The sequence below is a fragment of the Actinomadura sp. genome (assembly GCF_044508335.1).
Taxonomy (GTDB): Bacteria; Actinomycetota; Actinomycetes; order Streptosporangiales; family Streptosporangiaceae; genus Spirillospora.
Genome location: NZ_JBIQHY010000107.1, coordinates 1 through 16,050, shown reverse-complemented (window position 1 = coordinate 16,050; position 16,050 = coordinate 1). Strand labels below are relative to the sequence as shown.

Annotated in this window: 15 protein-coding genes; 9 read left to right on the top strand and 6 right to left on the bottom strand. The window is 71.3% G+C overall.

What is annotated here, in order from left to right; translation table 11 throughout:
* Window positions 1-84: 84 nt before the first annotated feature.
* The 3 genes from ACIWVC_RS27400 to ACIWVC_RS27390 all read right to left on the bottom strand — a co-directional run bounded on the left by ACIWVC_RS27400 (window position 85) and on the right by ACIWVC_RS27390 (window position 4,473).
* Window positions 85-987, bottom strand: coding sequence for a coiled-coil domain-containing protein (locus ACIWVC_RS27400; RefSeq protein ID WP_396445461.1), 903 nt, complete (start codon window positions 985-987; stop codon window positions 85-87).
* 260 nt (window positions 988-1,247) lie between these two features.
* Window positions 1,248-2,411 carry a S8 family peptidase gene (locus tag ACIWVC_RS27395; protein ID WP_396445462.1) on the bottom strand — a complete coding sequence of 388 codons (1,164 nt, stop codon included), beginning with the start codon at window positions 2,409-2,411 and terminating at the stop codon, window positions 1,248-1,250.
* Between the two features lie 184 nt (window positions 2,412-2,595).
* Window positions 2,596-4,473 carry a serine/threonine protein kinase gene (locus ACIWVC_RS27390; RefSeq protein WP_396445463.1) on the bottom strand — a complete coding sequence of 626 codons (1,878 nt, stop codon included), beginning with the start codon at window positions 4,471-4,473 and terminating at the stop codon, window positions 2,596-2,598.
* A 179-nt stretch (window positions 4,474-4,652) separates the two neighbouring features.
* Between ACIWVC_RS27390 and ACIWVC_RS27385 the strand changes: the two genes are divergently transcribed.
* The 4 genes from ACIWVC_RS27385 (at window position 4,653) to purM (ending at window position 8,772) form a co-directional block, all read left to right on the top strand.
* Window positions 4,653-5,096: a sterol carrier family protein gene (locus tag ACIWVC_RS27385; RefSeq protein WP_396445464.1), complete on the top strand. Its 444-nt coding sequence runs from the start codon at window positions 4,653-4,655 to the stop codon at window positions 5,094-5,096.
* A 35-nt stretch (window positions 5,097-5,131) separates the two neighbouring features.
* Entirely contained in the window at window positions 5,132-5,767 is a 636-nt protein-coding gene (locus tag ACIWVC_RS27380; protein WP_396454762.1) for a LamG domain-containing protein, read from the top strand.
* A gap of 525 nt (window positions 5,768-6,292) precedes the next feature.
* Complete coding sequence (purF, locus tag ACIWVC_RS27375; protein ID WP_396454760.1) at window positions 6,293-7,750, top strand: amidophosphoribosyltransferase; 1,458 nt, start codon at window positions 6,293-6,295, stop codon at window positions 7,748-7,750.
* Window positions 7,747-8,772, top strand: a complete 1,026-nt coding sequence (purM, locus tag ACIWVC_RS27370; protein ID WP_396445467.1) for a phosphoribosylformylglycinamidine cyclo-ligase — start codon at window positions 7,747-7,749, stop codon at window positions 8,770-8,772. The genes purF and purM overlap by 4 nt, the downstream gene beginning before the upstream one ends.
* 248 nt (window positions 8,773-9,020) lie before the next feature.
* Here the strand turns inward: purM and ACIWVC_RS27365 are convergent, their stop codons facing one another.
* Together ACIWVC_RS27365 and ACIWVC_RS27360 are read right to left on the bottom strand one after the other, a co-directional pair.
* Window positions 9,021-9,227, bottom strand: a complete 207-nt coding sequence (locus ACIWVC_RS27365; protein ID WP_396445468.1) for a DUF3073 domain-containing protein — start codon at window positions 9,225-9,227, stop codon at window positions 9,021-9,023.
* 323 nt (window positions 9,228-9,550) lie between these two features.
* The gene (locus tag ACIWVC_RS27360; protein ID WP_396454759.1) at window positions 9,551-10,633 is read right to left on the bottom strand and encodes a Leu/Phe/Val dehydrogenase; all 1,083 of its coding nucleotides are present in this window, start codon (window positions 10,631-10,633) and stop codon (window positions 9,551-9,553) included.
* 124 nt (window positions 10,634-10,757) lie between these two features.
* On the opposite strand from ACIWVC_RS27360, the gene ACIWVC_RS27355 reads away from it, so the two are divergent.
* Together ACIWVC_RS27355 and bldC are read left to right on the top strand one after the other, a co-directional pair.
* Complete coding sequence (locus ACIWVC_RS27355; RefSeq protein ID WP_396445470.1) at window positions 10,758-11,636, top strand: hypothetical protein; 879 nt, start codon at window positions 10,758-10,760, stop codon at window positions 11,634-11,636.
* 273 nt (window positions 11,637-11,909) lie between these two features.
* Complete coding sequence (gene bldC, locus ACIWVC_RS27350; RefSeq protein ID WP_012850682.1) at window positions 11,910-12,113, top strand: developmental transcriptional regulator BldC; 204 nt, start codon at window positions 11,910-11,912, stop codon at window positions 12,111-12,113.
* Between the two features lie 243 nt (window positions 12,114-12,356).
* On the opposite strand, the gene ACIWVC_RS27345 is transcribed toward bldC, so the two are convergent.
* The gene (locus tag ACIWVC_RS27345; RefSeq protein ID WP_396445471.1) at window positions 12,357-13,046 is read right to left on the bottom strand and encodes a TetR/AcrR family transcriptional regulator; all 690 of its coding nucleotides are present in this window, start codon (window positions 13,044-13,046) and stop codon (window positions 12,357-12,359) included.
* A 380-nt stretch (window positions 13,047-13,426) separates the two neighbouring features.
* Here ACIWVC_RS27345 and ACIWVC_RS27340 point away from each other — a divergent pair, with 380 nt between their 5' ends.
* From ACIWVC_RS27340 to ACIWVC_RS27330, 3 genes are all read left to right on the top strand, one after another.
* Window positions 13,427-14,428 (top strand): LacI family DNA-binding transcriptional regulator, encoded by a 1,002-nt coding sequence (locus tag ACIWVC_RS27340; RefSeq protein ID WP_396445472.1) that lies wholly within the window; start codon window positions 13,427-13,429, stop codon window positions 14,426-14,428.
* Between the two features lie 283 nt (window positions 14,429-14,711).
* Entirely contained in the window at window positions 14,712-14,948 is a 237-nt protein-coding gene (locus ACIWVC_RS27335) for a hypothetical protein (RefSeq protein ID WP_396445473.1), read from the top strand.
* A gap of 86 nt (window positions 14,949-15,034) precedes the next feature.
* Window positions 15,035-15,865 carry an N-acetylmuramoyl-L-alanine amidase gene (locus ACIWVC_RS27330; RefSeq protein WP_396445474.1) on the top strand — a complete coding sequence of 277 codons (831 nt, stop codon included), beginning with the start codon at window positions 15,035-15,037 and terminating at the stop codon, window positions 15,863-15,865.
* The last annotated feature ends 185 nt before the right edge of the window (window positions 15,866-16,050 follow it).

Here is a 16,050-nt window from a genome sequence, read left to right as displayed (position 1 = left end):
GAACCCGGGGGCGCCCCTTACGCGTCCTACGTCCGCGTCGTCCGACGACCGCGTCGTCCGACGACCGCGTCTATCCGCGTCCGTCTAGAAGACGGAGATGTGGACGTGGTCGTAGTGGTTGGCGGTGACGCCGCCGCGGTTCTCCATCATGCGCCAGCCGGGGCTGCGCATGTCGTAGATGCGCTGGCGCCAGATGACGTACTTGATGCCGAGGGCGCTCGCGTGGGCGATGGCGTACTCGGCGGTGCGGTCGCCCAGGGCCTTCGCGGAGCCGCTCGCCATCACGCCGCCGGTCGTCACCATGAAGTCGCAGGCGTGGCCGGTGCCGTGGTCCTGCGGGTCGCCGGTGAGCCGCACGCAGCCGATCGTGGGGAACGGGCCCATTTCCAGGTCGATGGTGTTCTTCACCTTGAGCATGCGGGGCGTGACGCCGCCCATGCCGATGCTCGGCGACTCCGGCTTGTACTTCTTGACGAGCTTCTGGATCTGGGCCTTGCGGCTCTGCAGGTCCTTGATCTCCTTTTTGAGCTCCGTCATCTTCTCCTGGGCCTTCTTGCGCGCGGCCGCCTGGTCGTCGACGAGCTTCTGGATCTGCGCGACCTTCGCCGCCTTGTTCTGCGCGAGGTGGCTCACCAGCGTGGCGTTGCTGAGCAGGTCGGTGGGGTCGGCGTCGGCCAGGAAGGTGACGGTGGGGTCCTCCCCGCCGGTCATGTACTGGGTCGCGGCGAGCTGCGCGACGAGGTTGCGCGCCTCGACGAGGTCCTTCTTCAGGCCGTTCGACTTGATCAGGGCCTTCTGGGCGGCGTACTGGGCGTCCTTCAGCTTCGCGAGGTCGCCGCCGTACTCCTTGTCGAGCTTCTGGATCTGGCGGTTCAGCTTGTTGAACTTGGCGCTGTCGCCCGGGTCCATGGGGGCGTACGCGGGCGGGGACGCGTTCGCGGCGGGGGTGGCGGTGCCGAGCAGCGGCAGCGCGGTGGCGATGGCCACGAGAGCCGTGGCGGTGCGTAGTCCACCTCGCCGGCGCGCGGTCGCCCGACAGGTGGAGCCGGGGGTCTCCACGTGTTCTCCTCTCGTCATGGCCGTAGGTGCGTCTTTCGTTGGTACGGAAGTCCGGAGGCCGGAAGGTCAATGGGCGCTGAAGAACGTCCGGCGTGGCCAAGGGTAGACCCATGGGCCTGGTGAGACGGCGCGGTACGCGAGAAGCCCGGCTCCCCTGCTGGGAGCCGGGCCATCTTACGTGACGGGTCTCACAGCGTGCCCTTGTAGAGCAGCCTGTTGGCCTGCGAGCGCAGCCGCTTGAGGCTGTGGGTGGAGTTGTCGTTCAGCCACTTCTGCACCGTCGGGAAGTTCGCCGTCTTGTGCGTGGACAGGTACAGCGCCGCGACGCCGCTCACGTAGGGGGTCGCCATGGACGTCCCGCTGAGCTTCTGGGCGTTGCCGCCGGGCCAGGTGGACCAGACGCCGTAGCCGGGCGCGTTGATGTCGACGCACTTGCCCCAGTTGGACCACGTCGCGCGGTTGTCGTACGTGGTGGTCGCGCCGACCGCCATGACCCAGCCCGCGCTGGACGGGGAGAACTTGCAGGCGTCCTTGTTGTCGTTGCCGGCGGCGACGGACACGAACACGCCGGACTTCGACAGGTTCGTCACGGCGGTGTTCAGCGCCGAGGACTTCGGCCCGCCGAGCGAGAGGTTCGCCACGGCCGGCTTGGCGGCGTGCGTGCGCACCCAGTTGACGGCGGCGATGACGTCCGACACCGAGCCGGCGCCGTCGCAGTCGAGGACGCGCACCGCGCGCAGCTTCACGCCCTTGGCCGCGCCGTAGGTCTTGGAGCCGAGGATGCCCGCGACGTGGGTGCCGTGGCCGTTGCAGTCGCCGCCGTTGCCGCCGAACCTGCTGGCCGCCCAGGCGACGGAGGCGCGGCCCCCGAAGTCGGGGTGGGTGACGTCGATGCCGCTGTCGATGACGTAGGCGCTGACGCCGCTGCCGGTCGACTTGTAGGTGTAGGTCTTCGAGAGCTTCCGGGAGCGCTGGTCGATGCGGTCCAGGCCCCACGGCAGGGGGTACTTCTGCGTCGTGTTCGCCCGGACGACCTGGTCCTGCTCGATCGCGGCGACGCGGCGGTCGTTGCGCAGCTTGTTCAGCTGGTCGCCGCTCAGCTTGGCGGCGAAGCCGTTCAGCACGCCGTCGAAGCGCTTGACGCCCGCGGCCCTGACGTTCTTGGCGGCGGCGTCGGCGGACGCTCCGGGCTTCAGCGTGACGATGTACTGGCCGGGCACGGGGGTGCCCTGCGCCGCGGTCACCTTCACGAGGGACGAGGAGTCGTCGGCGAGCACGGGGAGCGCCGCGGCGGCGCCCAGGCTCGTCGCGACCGCGCCGGCCAGCAGCAGCCTTCGGTGGACAGCCCGCAAGGCCTCTCCTTCTGCAGGGGGACCACGCGCGTCGGGCCCCGTTACATGATCGATGATCTCGATCGAAGGGAAACTTTAGCGGAACTGTCCTGATTTGATGCGACAAATTGGACGCGATGCCAGATGTGGCTTTTCCGTTGCCAGAACGGGCCCGCGTCCGGACCGGGACGGCCGCCCGAGCGGGTCAGGCGCGGCTGAGCTTGCCCCCGTAGCCGAGGTTCGTGCCCGGCCTGCTCCACGTGTACTGGAGCGTCCCGTCCGGCTGCCGCGTGATCTCGACGACCCCGCTCGTGCACGGTTTGCCGATGGCCAGGTTCATCTTCAGCGCGCTCTCCGTGCCCCTGGTCAGCGTCAGGGTGCCGGTGCACCCCTCACGCGGATACACCGCGCGCGCCGTGGTGCCGCCCGCCTCGAACGTGACCTCCAGCGGGAAGGACACGTTGCGGTTGGTGTTGACCATGTCGCCCTTCCAGGTCCCCCCGAATGAGGCGGGGATCGTGGTCACCGGGCGGTTGTTGGACGCGTTCGCGCTGTCCGGGGGCGCCCCGTTGTCGGCCTTGAGCTGAGGCCACAGCACCAGCGCGATGATGGCGATGCCCACGCCGACGCCGATGAACAGCGAGAGGGCGAGGCCGAGCACGTGGTTGCCGGGGCGCCGCATACGCGCGATGGACGACAGCGGTGAAGAACGCCGCCGGCCGCCGTCCCGCCCGTGGCCGAGGCCCGGGATGAGGTGCGGCTCGGAGACGTTCAGGTGGTCGTGCGGGCCGACGGCGTCGAAGGTGGCCGTCGGGTCGGGGCCCACCGGGTCGAACGTCGCGGTCGCGTCGTGGCCGACCGCGTCGAACTTCGCGGTCTGGTCCGCCGGCACGTGCTCGTCCCGCCGGTCCGCGCCCGGACGGTCGTGGCTCACCGCGCCGAAGATGGCGGTCGCCTCGAAGGCCGCGGGGTCGAGATCGGCCGCGAGCGGCTCCGGCTCGGGCGCGGGCTCCTGGCGGGGCCTGCGGGTGCGCGAGAGCTTGCCGAGCAGGGGGATGGACGGCGACGCGGCCTCCCGCGCCGGCTCCGGCGGCCCTGGCGGCATGGGCGGCGGCATGGGCGGCGCCTGGGGTACGTGAGGTGCGGGCGGCGTCCCCATGGGAGGACGCGGCGGCGGCACCGTCGGCGGCACGTTCGGTTGGGCCGGCCCACCGGCGGCCAAGGCGCGCCCCTCCTCCACCGTCGAAGGCGGCATCCGGCTGGGCAGCGGGCTGCCCGCCCCAAGGAGCCGGTCGAGAATCTGCGGTGCCGTAGGGCGGTCTGCCGGATCCTTCGCGAGAGCACTCGCCAGCACATCGCGCAGGGAATCGGGGACGACCGACAGTTCCGTCTGGCCGTAGAGGATGCGCTGCATCACCTCGTGGGGCGAGCCCTCCCCGAACGGGGGCCGGCCCGTGGCGGCGAACAGAAGGGTCGATGCCCACGCGAACACGTCCGCGGCAGGGCCGATGCCCGTGCCCCGCAGCTGCTCCGGGGCCTTGTAGGACGGGTCGTCGGTGATGTGCCCCGTGAAGGCGACGTTCACGGCTTCCAGAGCGCGCGCGATGCCGAAGTCGGCCATCCGCGGCCCGTCCCGCCCCAGGAGGACGTTCCCGGGCTTCAGGTTGTGGTGGAGGGCACCCGCCCGGTGGACGGCCGCGAGCGCGACCGCCATGCCGACGGCCACCCGCTCGACGACGGCGCCGCCGCGCCTGCCCTCCTCGTCGACGAGCCGCTGGAGGGACGGGCCGTCCACCCACTCGCTCACCACGTAGGGGCGGTCGCCGTCCACGTCGGCGGCCAGGATCGCCGCCGTGCAGAACCCGGAGACCTTCCGGGCGGGGGAGAGCGCGCCGGCGAACCGGGACCTCGCCACGGGCTCGCCGCTGAGCCGCACGTGCAGGACCTTCACGGCGACGTGGCCGCCGGCCGGGTCCCTGCCGAGGAAGACGGCGCCCTGCTCACCGACGCCGAGCCGGCCCGTGATCTCGAACGCGCCGAGTCTCAGCGGGTCACCCGGCTGCAGGGGCAGCGCCTCGGGCATCTGACGAACCTCCGTGTCCTCCGGGGACGCGCCCCCGGCTCCCCGCCAACTCACTCCCCATGCCTGGCACCGGGGTCCTTTTTACCGCTTGCGCACGCTCCTCGTGGGCGGCGTCCCCCGCGCCCCCTGTCCGCTCCTGCTCGTCCGTCCGCCCGGCCGACCGGGTAGCGTCGTCCGCGATGCCGCGAACTCCGCTTTCACTCGCTGTACTGAACGAGCAGCGCGCCCTGCTGGGCCTGCCGGCCCACACCGGCCCCGACGAGCCCGCCGCGCTCCGTCGCGCGGCCCTGGAGACCGTTCTCGCCGCCGCCGGGGCGGGAGGGCCGGAACCGTCCCGTCCGGTGGTCAGAGGGGCGGTGCGGTTCCTGCTCGACCGGCTCGCCGAGCTGGCCCCCGGTCGTTCGGTGGAGGTCCGGGTCCCTCCGCACGCCGCCGTTCAGTGCATCGACGGCCCGCACCATACCCGTGGTACGCCACCGAATGTGGTGGAGATGGACGCCGCGGCGTGGATCGCGCTGGCCACGGGACGGCTGGCCTGGGCGGACGCGGTCGCGGACGGACGGGTAAGGGCCAGCGGCGCGCGCGCTGACCTTTCGGGGTATCTTCCTCTGCCCATCGACTGAGGCCCCGCGGTGCGGGAGTATCCGCCTTGCTGGAGGTGATCCCCGTGCTCATCGCGCATTGGACGTTCGACGTCGCCACCGTGGACGGCCGCAGGGTCGCGGAGGCGACCGGCGCCGGACCGGCCGCCGAGCTGGACGAGACCGCCGGGATCGTCCCCGGCCGGGACGGCGAGGCGCTGTCCCTCAACGGGAACGACCGCGCCGTGATCCCCGCCGCGCCGCAGCTCGTCCTGAGCCAGGTGTTCGGGTTCAGCCTGGCGTTCTTCGTCCAGGTCACCGAGCCGCCGACCGGGGAGTGGCGCAGCCTCGTCTACAAGCCGGTGGCCGAGAACGACGCGCGGGGCCTCGGCCTGTGGCTGTATCCGGACGCGATGAGGGTGCGGGTCCAGCTGTTCACCGTCAAGGGACCGGACTACGCCGACAGCCACACAAGACTGGCCCTCGGGGAATGGGCCCATCTCGCCTTCACGGTGAACACCCAGGGCATGTTCCTCTACATCAACGGCAAGCTGGATGTGGCCGTGTCGCTGGAGCATCCCGTCGTCACACCGGCCGGACCCATCTACCTGGGCAGCGAACCCACCAAGCCAGGATTCGGCGGCCTCATGGACGACTTCCGCGTGTACGCCTCATCGCTGAACGAGGAAGCCGTACGCGCGCTCTGCGAGTGAGGCGCGATGGGCGCCTGAGCGGCGCTGTCCGATCGAGGGCTCGCCTTGGCGAACGGGAACTCCCGCTCCACGCAGCTCCTGCGGGACGCCTCGTCCGGGTAGCGCGTCTCGTCCCCGCACTGGGCGGCCTTGCTCAGCAGCCAGAACAGCGCCCCCGCTCCAATGGCGAGAGCGAGCGCGGAACAGGCGACGCCCACGACCGCCGGCCGGCGGTCAGGGTCGCGCCGCACGAGGGCGACCGTCCCGAGGACGAGCCCCACGAGGGCGGGGATCACGCCGAGCAGGCAGAGCACGAGCCCCGCCAGGCCGGTGATTCCGAGCACCTGCGAGGCCCTCGCCAGACCGCTCCGCCGGGGCGGCGCGGGCGGCGCGTAGGTCTGGTACCCGGGCAGCGTCATGTGTCCCTCCACGTGTCGTCCCTCAGATTCCCCGGCACCATGTGATGCCTGTGGTTCGGAGGAGTAAAGCTCCGTTAAGACATGCCACCGATCGGAGCAGGTGAACCGGGCATCTAGACTGATTCGCGTGCCTCTCCGTGACGGACGTCTGAGCCACGACATCGATCCTTCCGACCGCGCTCCGCAGGACGCCTGCGGGGTCTTCGGCGTCTGGGTCCCCGCCGACCAGGCGTCGCGGGCCGAGGTGAGCAAGCTCACCTACTACGGTCTCTACGCGCTCCAGCACCGCGGGCAGGAGTCGGCGGGCATCGCTGTCAGCGACGGCTCCCGCATCGTGGTGTTCAAGGACATGGGGCTCGTCGCCCAGGTCTTCGACGAGTCGGTGCTGAACACGCTGCGCGGCCACATCGCCGTCGGCCACTGCCGCTACTCCACGACCGGCTCCCCCACGTGGGAGAACGCGCAGCCCACGTTCCGGTCGACGGACGCGGGCGGGCTCGCGCTCACCCACAACGGCAACCTCATCAACACGCCGGAGCTGGCCGCGCGGCTCGAGCCGGGCATGCTGACCGCCACGACCGACACCGAGGTCCTGACCGCGCTGTTCGCGCACCACGGCGAGGGCGGCCCCATGGCGGCCGCACGGGAGATCCTCCCGGCCGCGCGCGGCGCGTACTCCCTGGTCTTCATGGACGAGGGCACCCTGTACGCGGCCCGCGACCCGGAGGGCGTCCGGCCGCTCGTCCTCGGCTCCCTGGAGGCCGCGGGCGGCTGGGTCGTGGCGTCCGAGAGCGCCGGGCTCGACATCGTCGGCGCCCGCTTCGTCCGGGAGATCGAGCCCGGCGAGCTGGTCGCGATCGACGGCGCGGGCGTGCGGTCCGAGCGGTTCGCCGAGGCGCGGCCCAAAGGCTGCCTGTTCGAGTACGTCTACCTCGCCCGCCCCGACACGGCGATCGCGGGGCGCAGCGTCCAGGCCACCCGCGTCGAGGTGGGGCGCAGGCTCGCCCGCGAGCACCCCGTCGAGGCCGACATGGTCATCCCGACGCCCGAGTCGGGCACGCCGGCGGCGATCGGCTACGCGGAGGCGTCCGGCATCCCCTACGGCCAGGGGCTGGTGAAGAACTCCTACGTCGGGCGGACGTTCATCCAGCCGTCCCAGGCGATCCGCCAGCTCGGCATCCGGCTCAAGCTCAACCCGCTGCGCGAGGCGATCGAGGGCAAGCGGCTCGTCGTGGTGGACGACTCGATCGTGCGGGGCAACACCCAGCGCGCGATCGTGTCGATGCTGCGGGACGCGGGCGCCGCCGAGGTGCACGTCCGCATCTCCAGCCCGCCCGTCGCGTGGCCCTGCTTCTACGGCATCGACTTCGCGACCCGCGCCGAGCTGATCGCGGGGAACCTCTCGATGGAGGAGATCCGCGACTCCATCGGCGCCGACACGCTCGGCTTCATCTCCCTGGACGAGCTCATCTCCGCCACGCACATCGCCAAGGACAGGCTGTGCCGGGCGTGCTTCGACGGCATCTACCCCATCCCGGTGGATCAGAACGCCCGCGGCAAGCATCTGCTGGAGGTCGGCCGGTGACGTCCTACGAGGCGGCCGGTGTCGACATCGCGGCGGGTGAGCGCGCCGTAGAGCTGATGAAGTCCCGGGTGGCCCGGTCCCGGCGCCCCGAGGTCGTGGACGACGTCAGCGGGTTCGCGGGCCTGTTCGACGCGTCCGCCCTGCTGAAGTACACGCGGCCCTTGCTGGCGACGTCCACGGACGGCGTCGGCACCAAGGTCGACCTGGCGCGGCGTCTCGGCGTCTACGACACGGTCGGGCACGACCTGGTCGGCATGGTCATCGACGACCTCGCCGTGTGCGGTGCCGAGCCGCTGTTCATGACCGACTACATCGCGTGCGGGAAGGTCGTCCCGGAACGGATCGCCGACATCGTCGGCGGCATCGCGGACGCCTGCGCCCTGGCCGGGTGCGCCCTCGTCGGCGGCGAGACCGCCGAGCACCCCGGCCTCCTGGAGGCGGACGAGTTCGACCTCGCGGGCGCGGGGACCGGCGTCGTCGAAGCCGACGAGATCCTCGGCCCGGACCGCGTCCGGGCGGGCGACGCGGTGCTCGCCATGGCGTCGTCCGGCATCCACTCGAACGGGTACTCGCTCGTCCGGCACATCCTGGCCACGACCGACCTGACCCTGGAATCCACGCCGGACGAACTTGACCGTCCTCTCGGTGAGGAACTTCTCACCCCGACGCGCATCTACGCCAAGGACTGCCTGGCGCTGACCCGGGCCGGCGGGGTGCGCGCCTTCGCGCACATCACGGGCGGAGGGCTGGCCGCGAACCTGGCACGCTCGCTCCCGGCGACCAAGGACGCCGTCCTGGACCGCTCGTCGTGGGAGGTGCCGCCGGTTTTCCGCGTCCTGCAGGCGCACGGCGGCGTCCCGCAGCCCGAGATGGACAAGACGTTCAACCTGGGCGTCGGGATGGCCGCGATCGTGAGCCCGGACGCCGCCGACGCGGCGCTCCGCCTGCTGGCCTCCCGCGGCGTCCCCGCGTGGGCCCTCGGTGAGATCGTCGAGGGCGCCGGCGGCGCCGTCCTCGCCTAGCGGCGCGGGAGCGGGAAGAACACGATGCCCGTGTGACGGGCTGAGAGGGGCGGTGAGCGCCTCTCAGCCCTCACCCGTCACACGGATGAGCGCGGGAGCGCGAGCCGCCGTAGAAGCGCGGAGAGGCGCTCTCGGCGGCCGGTGGAAACCATGGCTCACACACCCCCATGAGGAAGAACCGCGGCGAACATGCAGAAGTCACGACAAACGCCACTACCCGTCGCGAGCAGTGGCGTGCTGTCAGCCGGTCAGCCGGAGGTGCCGTCCTTGCGGGGCTCCGTGCCGTAGTCCTCGGCGTAGTCGGCGTACTTCTCGGCGAGCTCGTCGTAGGAGTCGTCGCCGGAGTCCGTGACTCCCAGTTCGTCCTTCAGGCGGTCGAGGTCCGTGTTGCCGGTGTTGTACTTGAGCTGCCGGGCAACCTTTACCTGCTTGGCCTTGGCTCGGCCGCGACCCATTGGCTCGACCCCCTCGATGGTCAGGGCTTTCGTGGGCCCATCAACGCGCGCGTGTACCACACGAACCGGTGCCTGATGAGCCATGCGTCAGTCACGGGTACAACCGTACCCGTTTTGCGCCTGGCTCGGTACATCGACGGTACGTGGCGGCGCTCCTGTTGCTGATAACAACAGTGTATCCGGTGGTCACGCGTACGTGCCAAAGCCGCCGCGGGACGGTCGTACGGTGCCCCGCGGCGGCCCTTGCAACGGTCTTGCAACGGTCTAAACGGGTCTTGGACGCCCACTGTCCGGACCCGCCGCACAGACCGGTGCGGCGTGGTTCAGAGGAGGATTCCCCGCAGCCTGCCGATCTCGGACATCCGGCGCTCCGCGAGCCGGTCGGCCGCCACCGCCGGCGGGACGCCGTCGTCGGCGGCCAGCGCGAAGATCTTCCGGGTCGTGTCGTAGATCCCGGCGGCCCGCGCCTTGGCGCGGTCGAAGTTGAAGCCCTCGATCTCGTCCGCGACCTGGATCACGCCGCCGGAGTTCACCACGTAGTCGGGCGCGTACAGGACGCCGCGGTCGGCGAGGCTCTTCTCCACGCCCGTATGGGCGAGCTGGTTGTTCGCCGCGCCGCACACGACCTTGGCCCGCAGCACGGGCACGGTCTCGTCGTTCAGGGAGCCGCCCAGCGCGCACGGTGCGTACACGTCCAGATCCGCGCGGACCAGGGCGTCGGCGTCCGCGACGACCTCCACCTCGGGATGCAGTGACCGGACCCGGTCTACCGCGGCCTCGTTCACGTCGCAGATCACGACGTCCGCGCCGTCCTCGCGCAGGTGCTCCACCAGCCGGTGGCCGACCTTCCCGACACCCTCCACCCCGACCCGCTTGCCGCGCAGGTTGGGCGCGCCCCACACGGTCTCGGCGGCGGCGCGCATGCCCTGGAACACGCCGAACGCCGTGAGGATCGACGAGTCGCCCGCACCGCCGTGCGCGACCGTCCGCCCGGTGACGAAGCGGCACTCCCGCGCCACGACGTCCATGTCCTCGCTGTACGTGCCGACGTCGCACGCCGTGTAGTAGCGGCCGTTCAGCGACTGGACGAACCGTCCGTACGCCCTCAGCATCGCCTCGGACTTGTCGATGGCGGGGTCGCCGATGATGACGGCCTTGCCGCCGCCCAGGTCGAGCCCGGCGAGGGCGTTCTTGTAGGCCATCCCCCGGGACAGGTTCAGCACATCGGCGAGCGCCTCCTCCTCGGAGTCGTACGGGAAGAAGCGGGTGCCTCCCAGGGACGGGCCCAGCGCGGTCGAGTAGATGGCGATGATGGCGCGCAGGCCGCTGGCCTCGTCCTGGCAGAAGACGACCTGCTCGTGTCGGGGTTCGGTGCCCTTGTGAGGCGCCCCGAAGACATTAGGCACGGTAGTGCCCTCCTCTCTGTCTCTAGATCAGACTAGGGCGCGCGATGGCCCCCCGTCCGCCCCCGTCTCGTGTCACGATTCGATGGTGCTTCCGTACGCCGCGTACCTACGGGTTTATGAACCGGTGACCGCCTTCCCGGAGCCTGCGCGGACCCTGTGGACGGTCTATGCCGACTCCAGGCGGCGCCCGCGGCGGATCCACGCGCTGAGCGTCGAGCACCGGCAGGCCGCGCTCAGGCTGACCGCCTCGCCGCCGGAGGTCGCCCCGGAGCGGGAGAGCAGGGACGCCTACGTGCGGCGCCTCGACGACATGATCTACATCTGCCCGTGGGGGACCCGGCTGCGCTCATGGCTGGCCTTCGAGCGGTTCAGGAACCAGCACGCCGCCGGCGTCGCGGCCGCGTTCGTCCCGCCGCCCGTGGCGGAGCGGACGATGAGCGAGTTCGAGCGGTGGAAGCTGGCGGGCCGGCCGCTGCGCCCGCACATCCTGACGAGCACCTGGCACGTCCCGCTGGACTGGTTCGTGCCCTTCGCGCGCGGCGAGCGGTGCCTGATGCTCGGCACGCCGGGCACCGGGTACCGCATGTCCGAGGACGCGTCCGACGACCTCGCGGCGCACGGCCCGGCCACGGCCGCCCCCGCCCGGACGCTCATCTACGTCACCTCGATGGGCGAGGCGCGCCGCCGAGTGGCGGCGGCGCTCCCGGTGGTGCGCGAGAACCTCGGCGACGGGACGGAGGAGGTCTACCTCCTGTCGGCCGGACGGCTGGAGACGCTCGGCCGGTGGCTCGGCGAGTTCCACCCGGGCTCCCTGGTGGAGCTCGACTACGGAGGGCTCGTCCACCTGATGGACGACCGGGCACTGAGCACGGACGAGTCGGTCGCCGAGATGACCGTGGCCCTCACCGGGATGGAGCGCGGCGAGGTCGAGCTGACCGTGGCGATGTACAAGCGGCTGCTGGCCCGCTGGCGGCCCGTCCGGGCGCTCGAGGCGGCGAACTAAAACAAATTTCCCGAATCCGCGCGCGATACGACTATACGTGTCGCTAGAATCACGCAGCGTGACCCAGTCGCCTTCGCTCGAGTGCCGCACCCTGCCACCGCGGGGATGTTTGCACGCAACTACCGCCAGGAACTTGCTTGTTGCGCTGAGTGGTGGCAAGGTTACACGTTGTGATGTCATAGTGGCTCTTTCGGGCCATAGGGGACATCAGTGACCACGCGAGGATCAATCGCAGGATCGCTGTCATCGGTCCACGAAGGAGAGGCCGCAAACATGTCAGCACGTACGCCAGAGGCCGAGCCCCTGCTGACGCCGGCGGAGGTGGCGACCATGTTCCGCGTCGACCCCAAGACCGTCACGCGCTGGGCGAAGGCGGGGAAGCTCACCTCCATCCGGACGCTCGGGGGGCACCGCCGCTACCGCGAGGCGGAGGTGCGGGCACTGCTCGCGGGGATCCCGCAGCAGCGCTCGGAATAGCGCGCACAACCGAGGGGGGACGGCCGGGGGGCCGCTGGGCGCTCTCGCGCGAGGGCCGGCCAGGGGTCTCCCGGACGAGCGGCGGGGACCACGGTCCTCCGAGAACCGTGCGTCCCGGGCCGGTCACCGTTCGGCCGGCGTCCCGCCCGCGAACCCCGCGGGCGGGAGTCGGCCTGCGTGGAATTTCGGACACCCTAGGCGCAATCGTCCACAATCGGACACTTGGCTCGGGAGTCACAGGGGTTACTTGCCCAACTCCTCCTGGGCGAGGCGGTCGAACAGGGCGCCCGTCCCGGAGTCGTGCCGCCCGGCCGTCTGCATGATGGCCACGAGCTGGTCGACTAGCAGGCGCTCCAGGTCGGCGCGGGGGATGTCGCGGTTCTCCAGCCAGTCCAGGCCGGCGGTCTCCACCACGGCCATCCAGCTGCGCAGCGTGATGCGCAGCACGGGCGGCGGGTCGCCCACGTCCAGCGAGTGCAGGATGCGGTCCAGCAGCAGCCGGCGGATGCCGTCGACGATCTCGCCCGCCTCGCCGGAGCGGTCGGCCGGGCCGCCGCGCAGCAGCGCCGTGTAGCCCGCCGCGTGGCTCTCCACGAAGTCGAAGTACCGCTTCAGCGAGATGCGCAGGCGGTCGAGCGGCTTGCCCTCCGTGGGCGGTTCGAGCAGCACCGACAGCTTCTTCGCCGCGCTGCCGAGGGCCGCGATGTACAGCTCGTACTTGCCGCCGAAGTAGTGGTAGACGAGCGCCCGCGAGGCGCCCGCCGCGGCCGCGACGTCGTCGATCGAGATGTCCTCGGGCGAGCGTGCGCTGAACAGCTGCAGCGCAGCGTCGATCAGTTCCTCGCGCCGTTCGTCCACGCTGAGCCTGCGACGGCCCCGTCCGCCGCTCTGCCGGCCCTGGGTCTTGTCGCCGGCCACCGCACGATCTGCCACGTGAGAAGGGTATCCGAGGCGGGCCCGCGGCATCTCCCGGCGACCGGCGCGGACGCCCGCTCTTCACCGGGCCGTGATCATCCACGGACACCGCTGTGATCCGGGACACCACAGCCCTGAACCACCATTCACGGATGCCCGTTACTCCCTGTTGCGACGATATGTGGGGAAGGCGCGGCATCATGGCATCTCCTCCCGAGCGGAGGACGGCGCGCCGGCTCCCCCGGCGGCGTGTCGTCGCGGCAGGTCCTGCAGGTCCCCCCGGACGGAGTGCCATGTCAGCTGATGAACCGAACCCCCCGTACGACAGGCGAGGAGAGGGCGCGGTACCCCGGCCGCGCAGCGGATCTTCTCCCGCCGCGCGCGACGAGGGGAGGGCGGTGCCCGCGCCGAAACCGACGATCCGCAACGTCGCCGAGCGCGCCGGAGTCTCCAAGTCGCTCGTCTCACTGGTGATGCGGGGGTCGCCGCACGTGAGCGAACGCCGCAGGCAGGCCGTCCTGCAGGCCGCCCGCGAACTCGGCTACCGCCCGAACGCCGTCGCCCGCAGCCTCGTCGAGGGCCGCACCCGGCTGATCGGCGCCATCGTCGCCGATCTGCACAACCCGTTCTTCGCCGAGTTCCTCGACGGGCTGCAGGAGAGCCTGCACGGCGCCGGCCTGCGGATGCTGGTCGGCAGCGGCCGCTGGGACCCGCTGTTCGAGGCCGAGGCCGTCGAGGCGTTCCTGGAGATGCGGGTGGACGGCCTGGTGCTGCTCAGCGTCGTCCCCGAATCGCTCAAGGAGGCGGCGGCGAGCGTCCCGGTCGTCGTCGTCGGCGAGCGCGACGTGCACGGCGTCGACATCGTCGTGGACGACGACGAGCTCGGCGCGAGCCTGGCCGTCGACCACCTCGTCGAACTCGGGCACCGCCGCATCGCCCACATCGAGGGCGCGCGCTCGACCACCGCCCACTACCGCCGCGCCGGCTACGAGAAGGCGATGCACCGGCACGGGCTCGCCCCCGAGATCGTCGTCGAGCCCGGCGACTTCACCGAGGACGGCGGGTACCGCGCCGCCCGCTCGCTGCTGCGCCGCGACCCCCGGCCGACCGCGGTCTTCGCTCCCAACGACCTGGTCGCGACCGGCGCCCTCTCCGCCGCCGACGAGCTCGGCATGCGGGTCCCCGCCGACCTGTCGATCGTCGGCTACGACAACACCCACCTCGCCGCGATCCGCCACATCTCGCTGACCAGCGTGGACCAGCCGCGCCGCGACATGGGGCGGGTGGCCGCCGAGCTGCTCACCGCGCGCATCGGCGACCCGTCCCGGCACGCCAGGCAGAACCTGGTCGTCCCGCACCTGGTGGTGCGCTCCACCACGGGGCCCGTTCCCGCCCCGTGACCCCTCGGTAAGAGGCTCGTCCCCCCGCCACATCCAGCTCCCGCGCGATCGTGACCCCGGTGCGGCCGTCCCCCTGGCCGGTTATGGCCGGGGTAGGGCCACGGCCCATCGTCCCCAGAACCGGTGTTGACCGGGTAAGGGGCTGGCCAAGCCTGCCGCATTCGCCAGCCCAGCGCCCGGCACCGGGTGGTTAATGGACTGACCGTCCGACGGGTGGACCCGGGCGGCCTCGGGGGAGGCCGCCCGGACGAGTCCCGGCAAGAGTCCTCTGGGGGTTCAGCTCGTGCGTGATCCGGAACTGGTGTCGTGCGCGCAGCGCGCGGCGAGCGAATTGGAACGGGCGTGGTCGGAGTGGCGGCACGCCCGCGGCCTGGCCGAGCAGGTGTCGGAGTCCGTCGCCAGCTACGTGGCCCACTCCATCGACCATCCGTGGGGCCGTCCCCGCGTCGTCCTCGGCCTGGACGCGGACGAGGCGCGGGCCCTTGCCGCCCTCCTCGGCAGGGAGGACCCGCTGCGCTGATTTCCGGGACTTCGTTTGACGAACCCGTGAGGCCGTGCAAACTGTCAGGGTCCCCGGTAACGAAGTCATCACGGAGGAAGCGGCCTGTGCGAATCCATCGAGGCGGCCCCCTGGCCGCCGGTCTCGCGCTGTGCCTCGGCGCGCTCACCGCGTGCAACGACTCCTCCGGCGCCTCCACCGGCGAACCGGCGACCCCGCCCGCGGCGGGCGCGCCGACGACCCCGGCCGGGAAGAGCCCCGCGGCCGCCGAGGACGACGCCTCGCCCCTCGACGGCAAGGTCATCGTCATCGACCCCGGGCACAACGGCGGCAACGCCGACCACCCGTCCGAGATCAACAAGAAGGTCAAGATCGGCAACGGCAGCAAGGCGTGCGACACGACCGGCACCGAGACCAAGGCCGGCTACCCCGAGCACGCCTTCACCTGGGACGTCTCGAACCGGCTCGCCAAGCTCCTGCGCGCCCGCGGCGCCAAGGTCACCCTGACCCGCAAGGACGACAAGAGCGTCGGCCCCTGCATCACCGAACGCGCCGCCATCGGCAACAAACTCCACGCCGACGCCGCCATCTCCATCCACGCCGACGGCGCCGCCGCGTCCGGCCACGGCTTCCACATCATCGAGCCGATCTCCATCGGCCGGAACGCCGACATGGTCTCCGGCTCCACCGAACTCGGCAAGGCCCTCCGCGACGCCTACCACAAGGGCACCGGCATCCCGTACTCCAACTACCTCGGCAAGAACGCCATCGACCGCCGCGACGACCTGGGCGGCCTCAACATGTCGACGGTCCCCAAGGTCTTCATCGAGTGCGGCAACATGCAGAACAAGTCCGACGCGGCCAAACTCTCCAGCGCCCCCTTCCGCCAACGCATAGCCGAGTCGCTCGCCAAGGGCTTCCAGCAGTATTTGGACTAGCTGTGTTTGCCCAGGGGGCTGTGTTAGCCCAGGGGGCGACCCCCCGTTGGCGGCGTAGGCGATCCTCGCTCCTTTGTTGCGGTCTGTGGTGCCTGTGCCGGTGTGTGTCGCTGCGGTCGTCTGGGTCGCCGGGCATGCCCGCTGCGGGTGTTGAGTGCTTTCGGCGGGTCTGGCCGTGGTGGTTG

Excerpts from the sequence above, each read along its gene's own strand:
- ACIWVC_RS27390 (WP_396445463.1), bottom strand. The coding sequence starts at position 4,473 with ATGCCCGAGGCGCTGCCCCTGCAGCCGGGTGACCCGCTGAGACTCGGC.
- ACIWVC_RS27385 (WP_396445464.1), top strand. The coding sequence starts at position 4,653 with ATGCCGCGAACTCCGCTTTCACTCGCTGTACTGAACGAGCAGCGCGCC.
- ACIWVC_RS27365 (WP_396445468.1), bottom strand. The coding sequence starts at position 9,227 with ATGGGTCGCGGCCGAGCCAAGGCCAAGCAGGTAAAGGTTGCCCGGCAG.
- bldC (WP_012850682.1), top strand. The coding sequence starts at position 11,910 with ATGTCAGCACGTACGCCAGAGGCCGAGCCCCTGCTGACGCCGGCGGAG.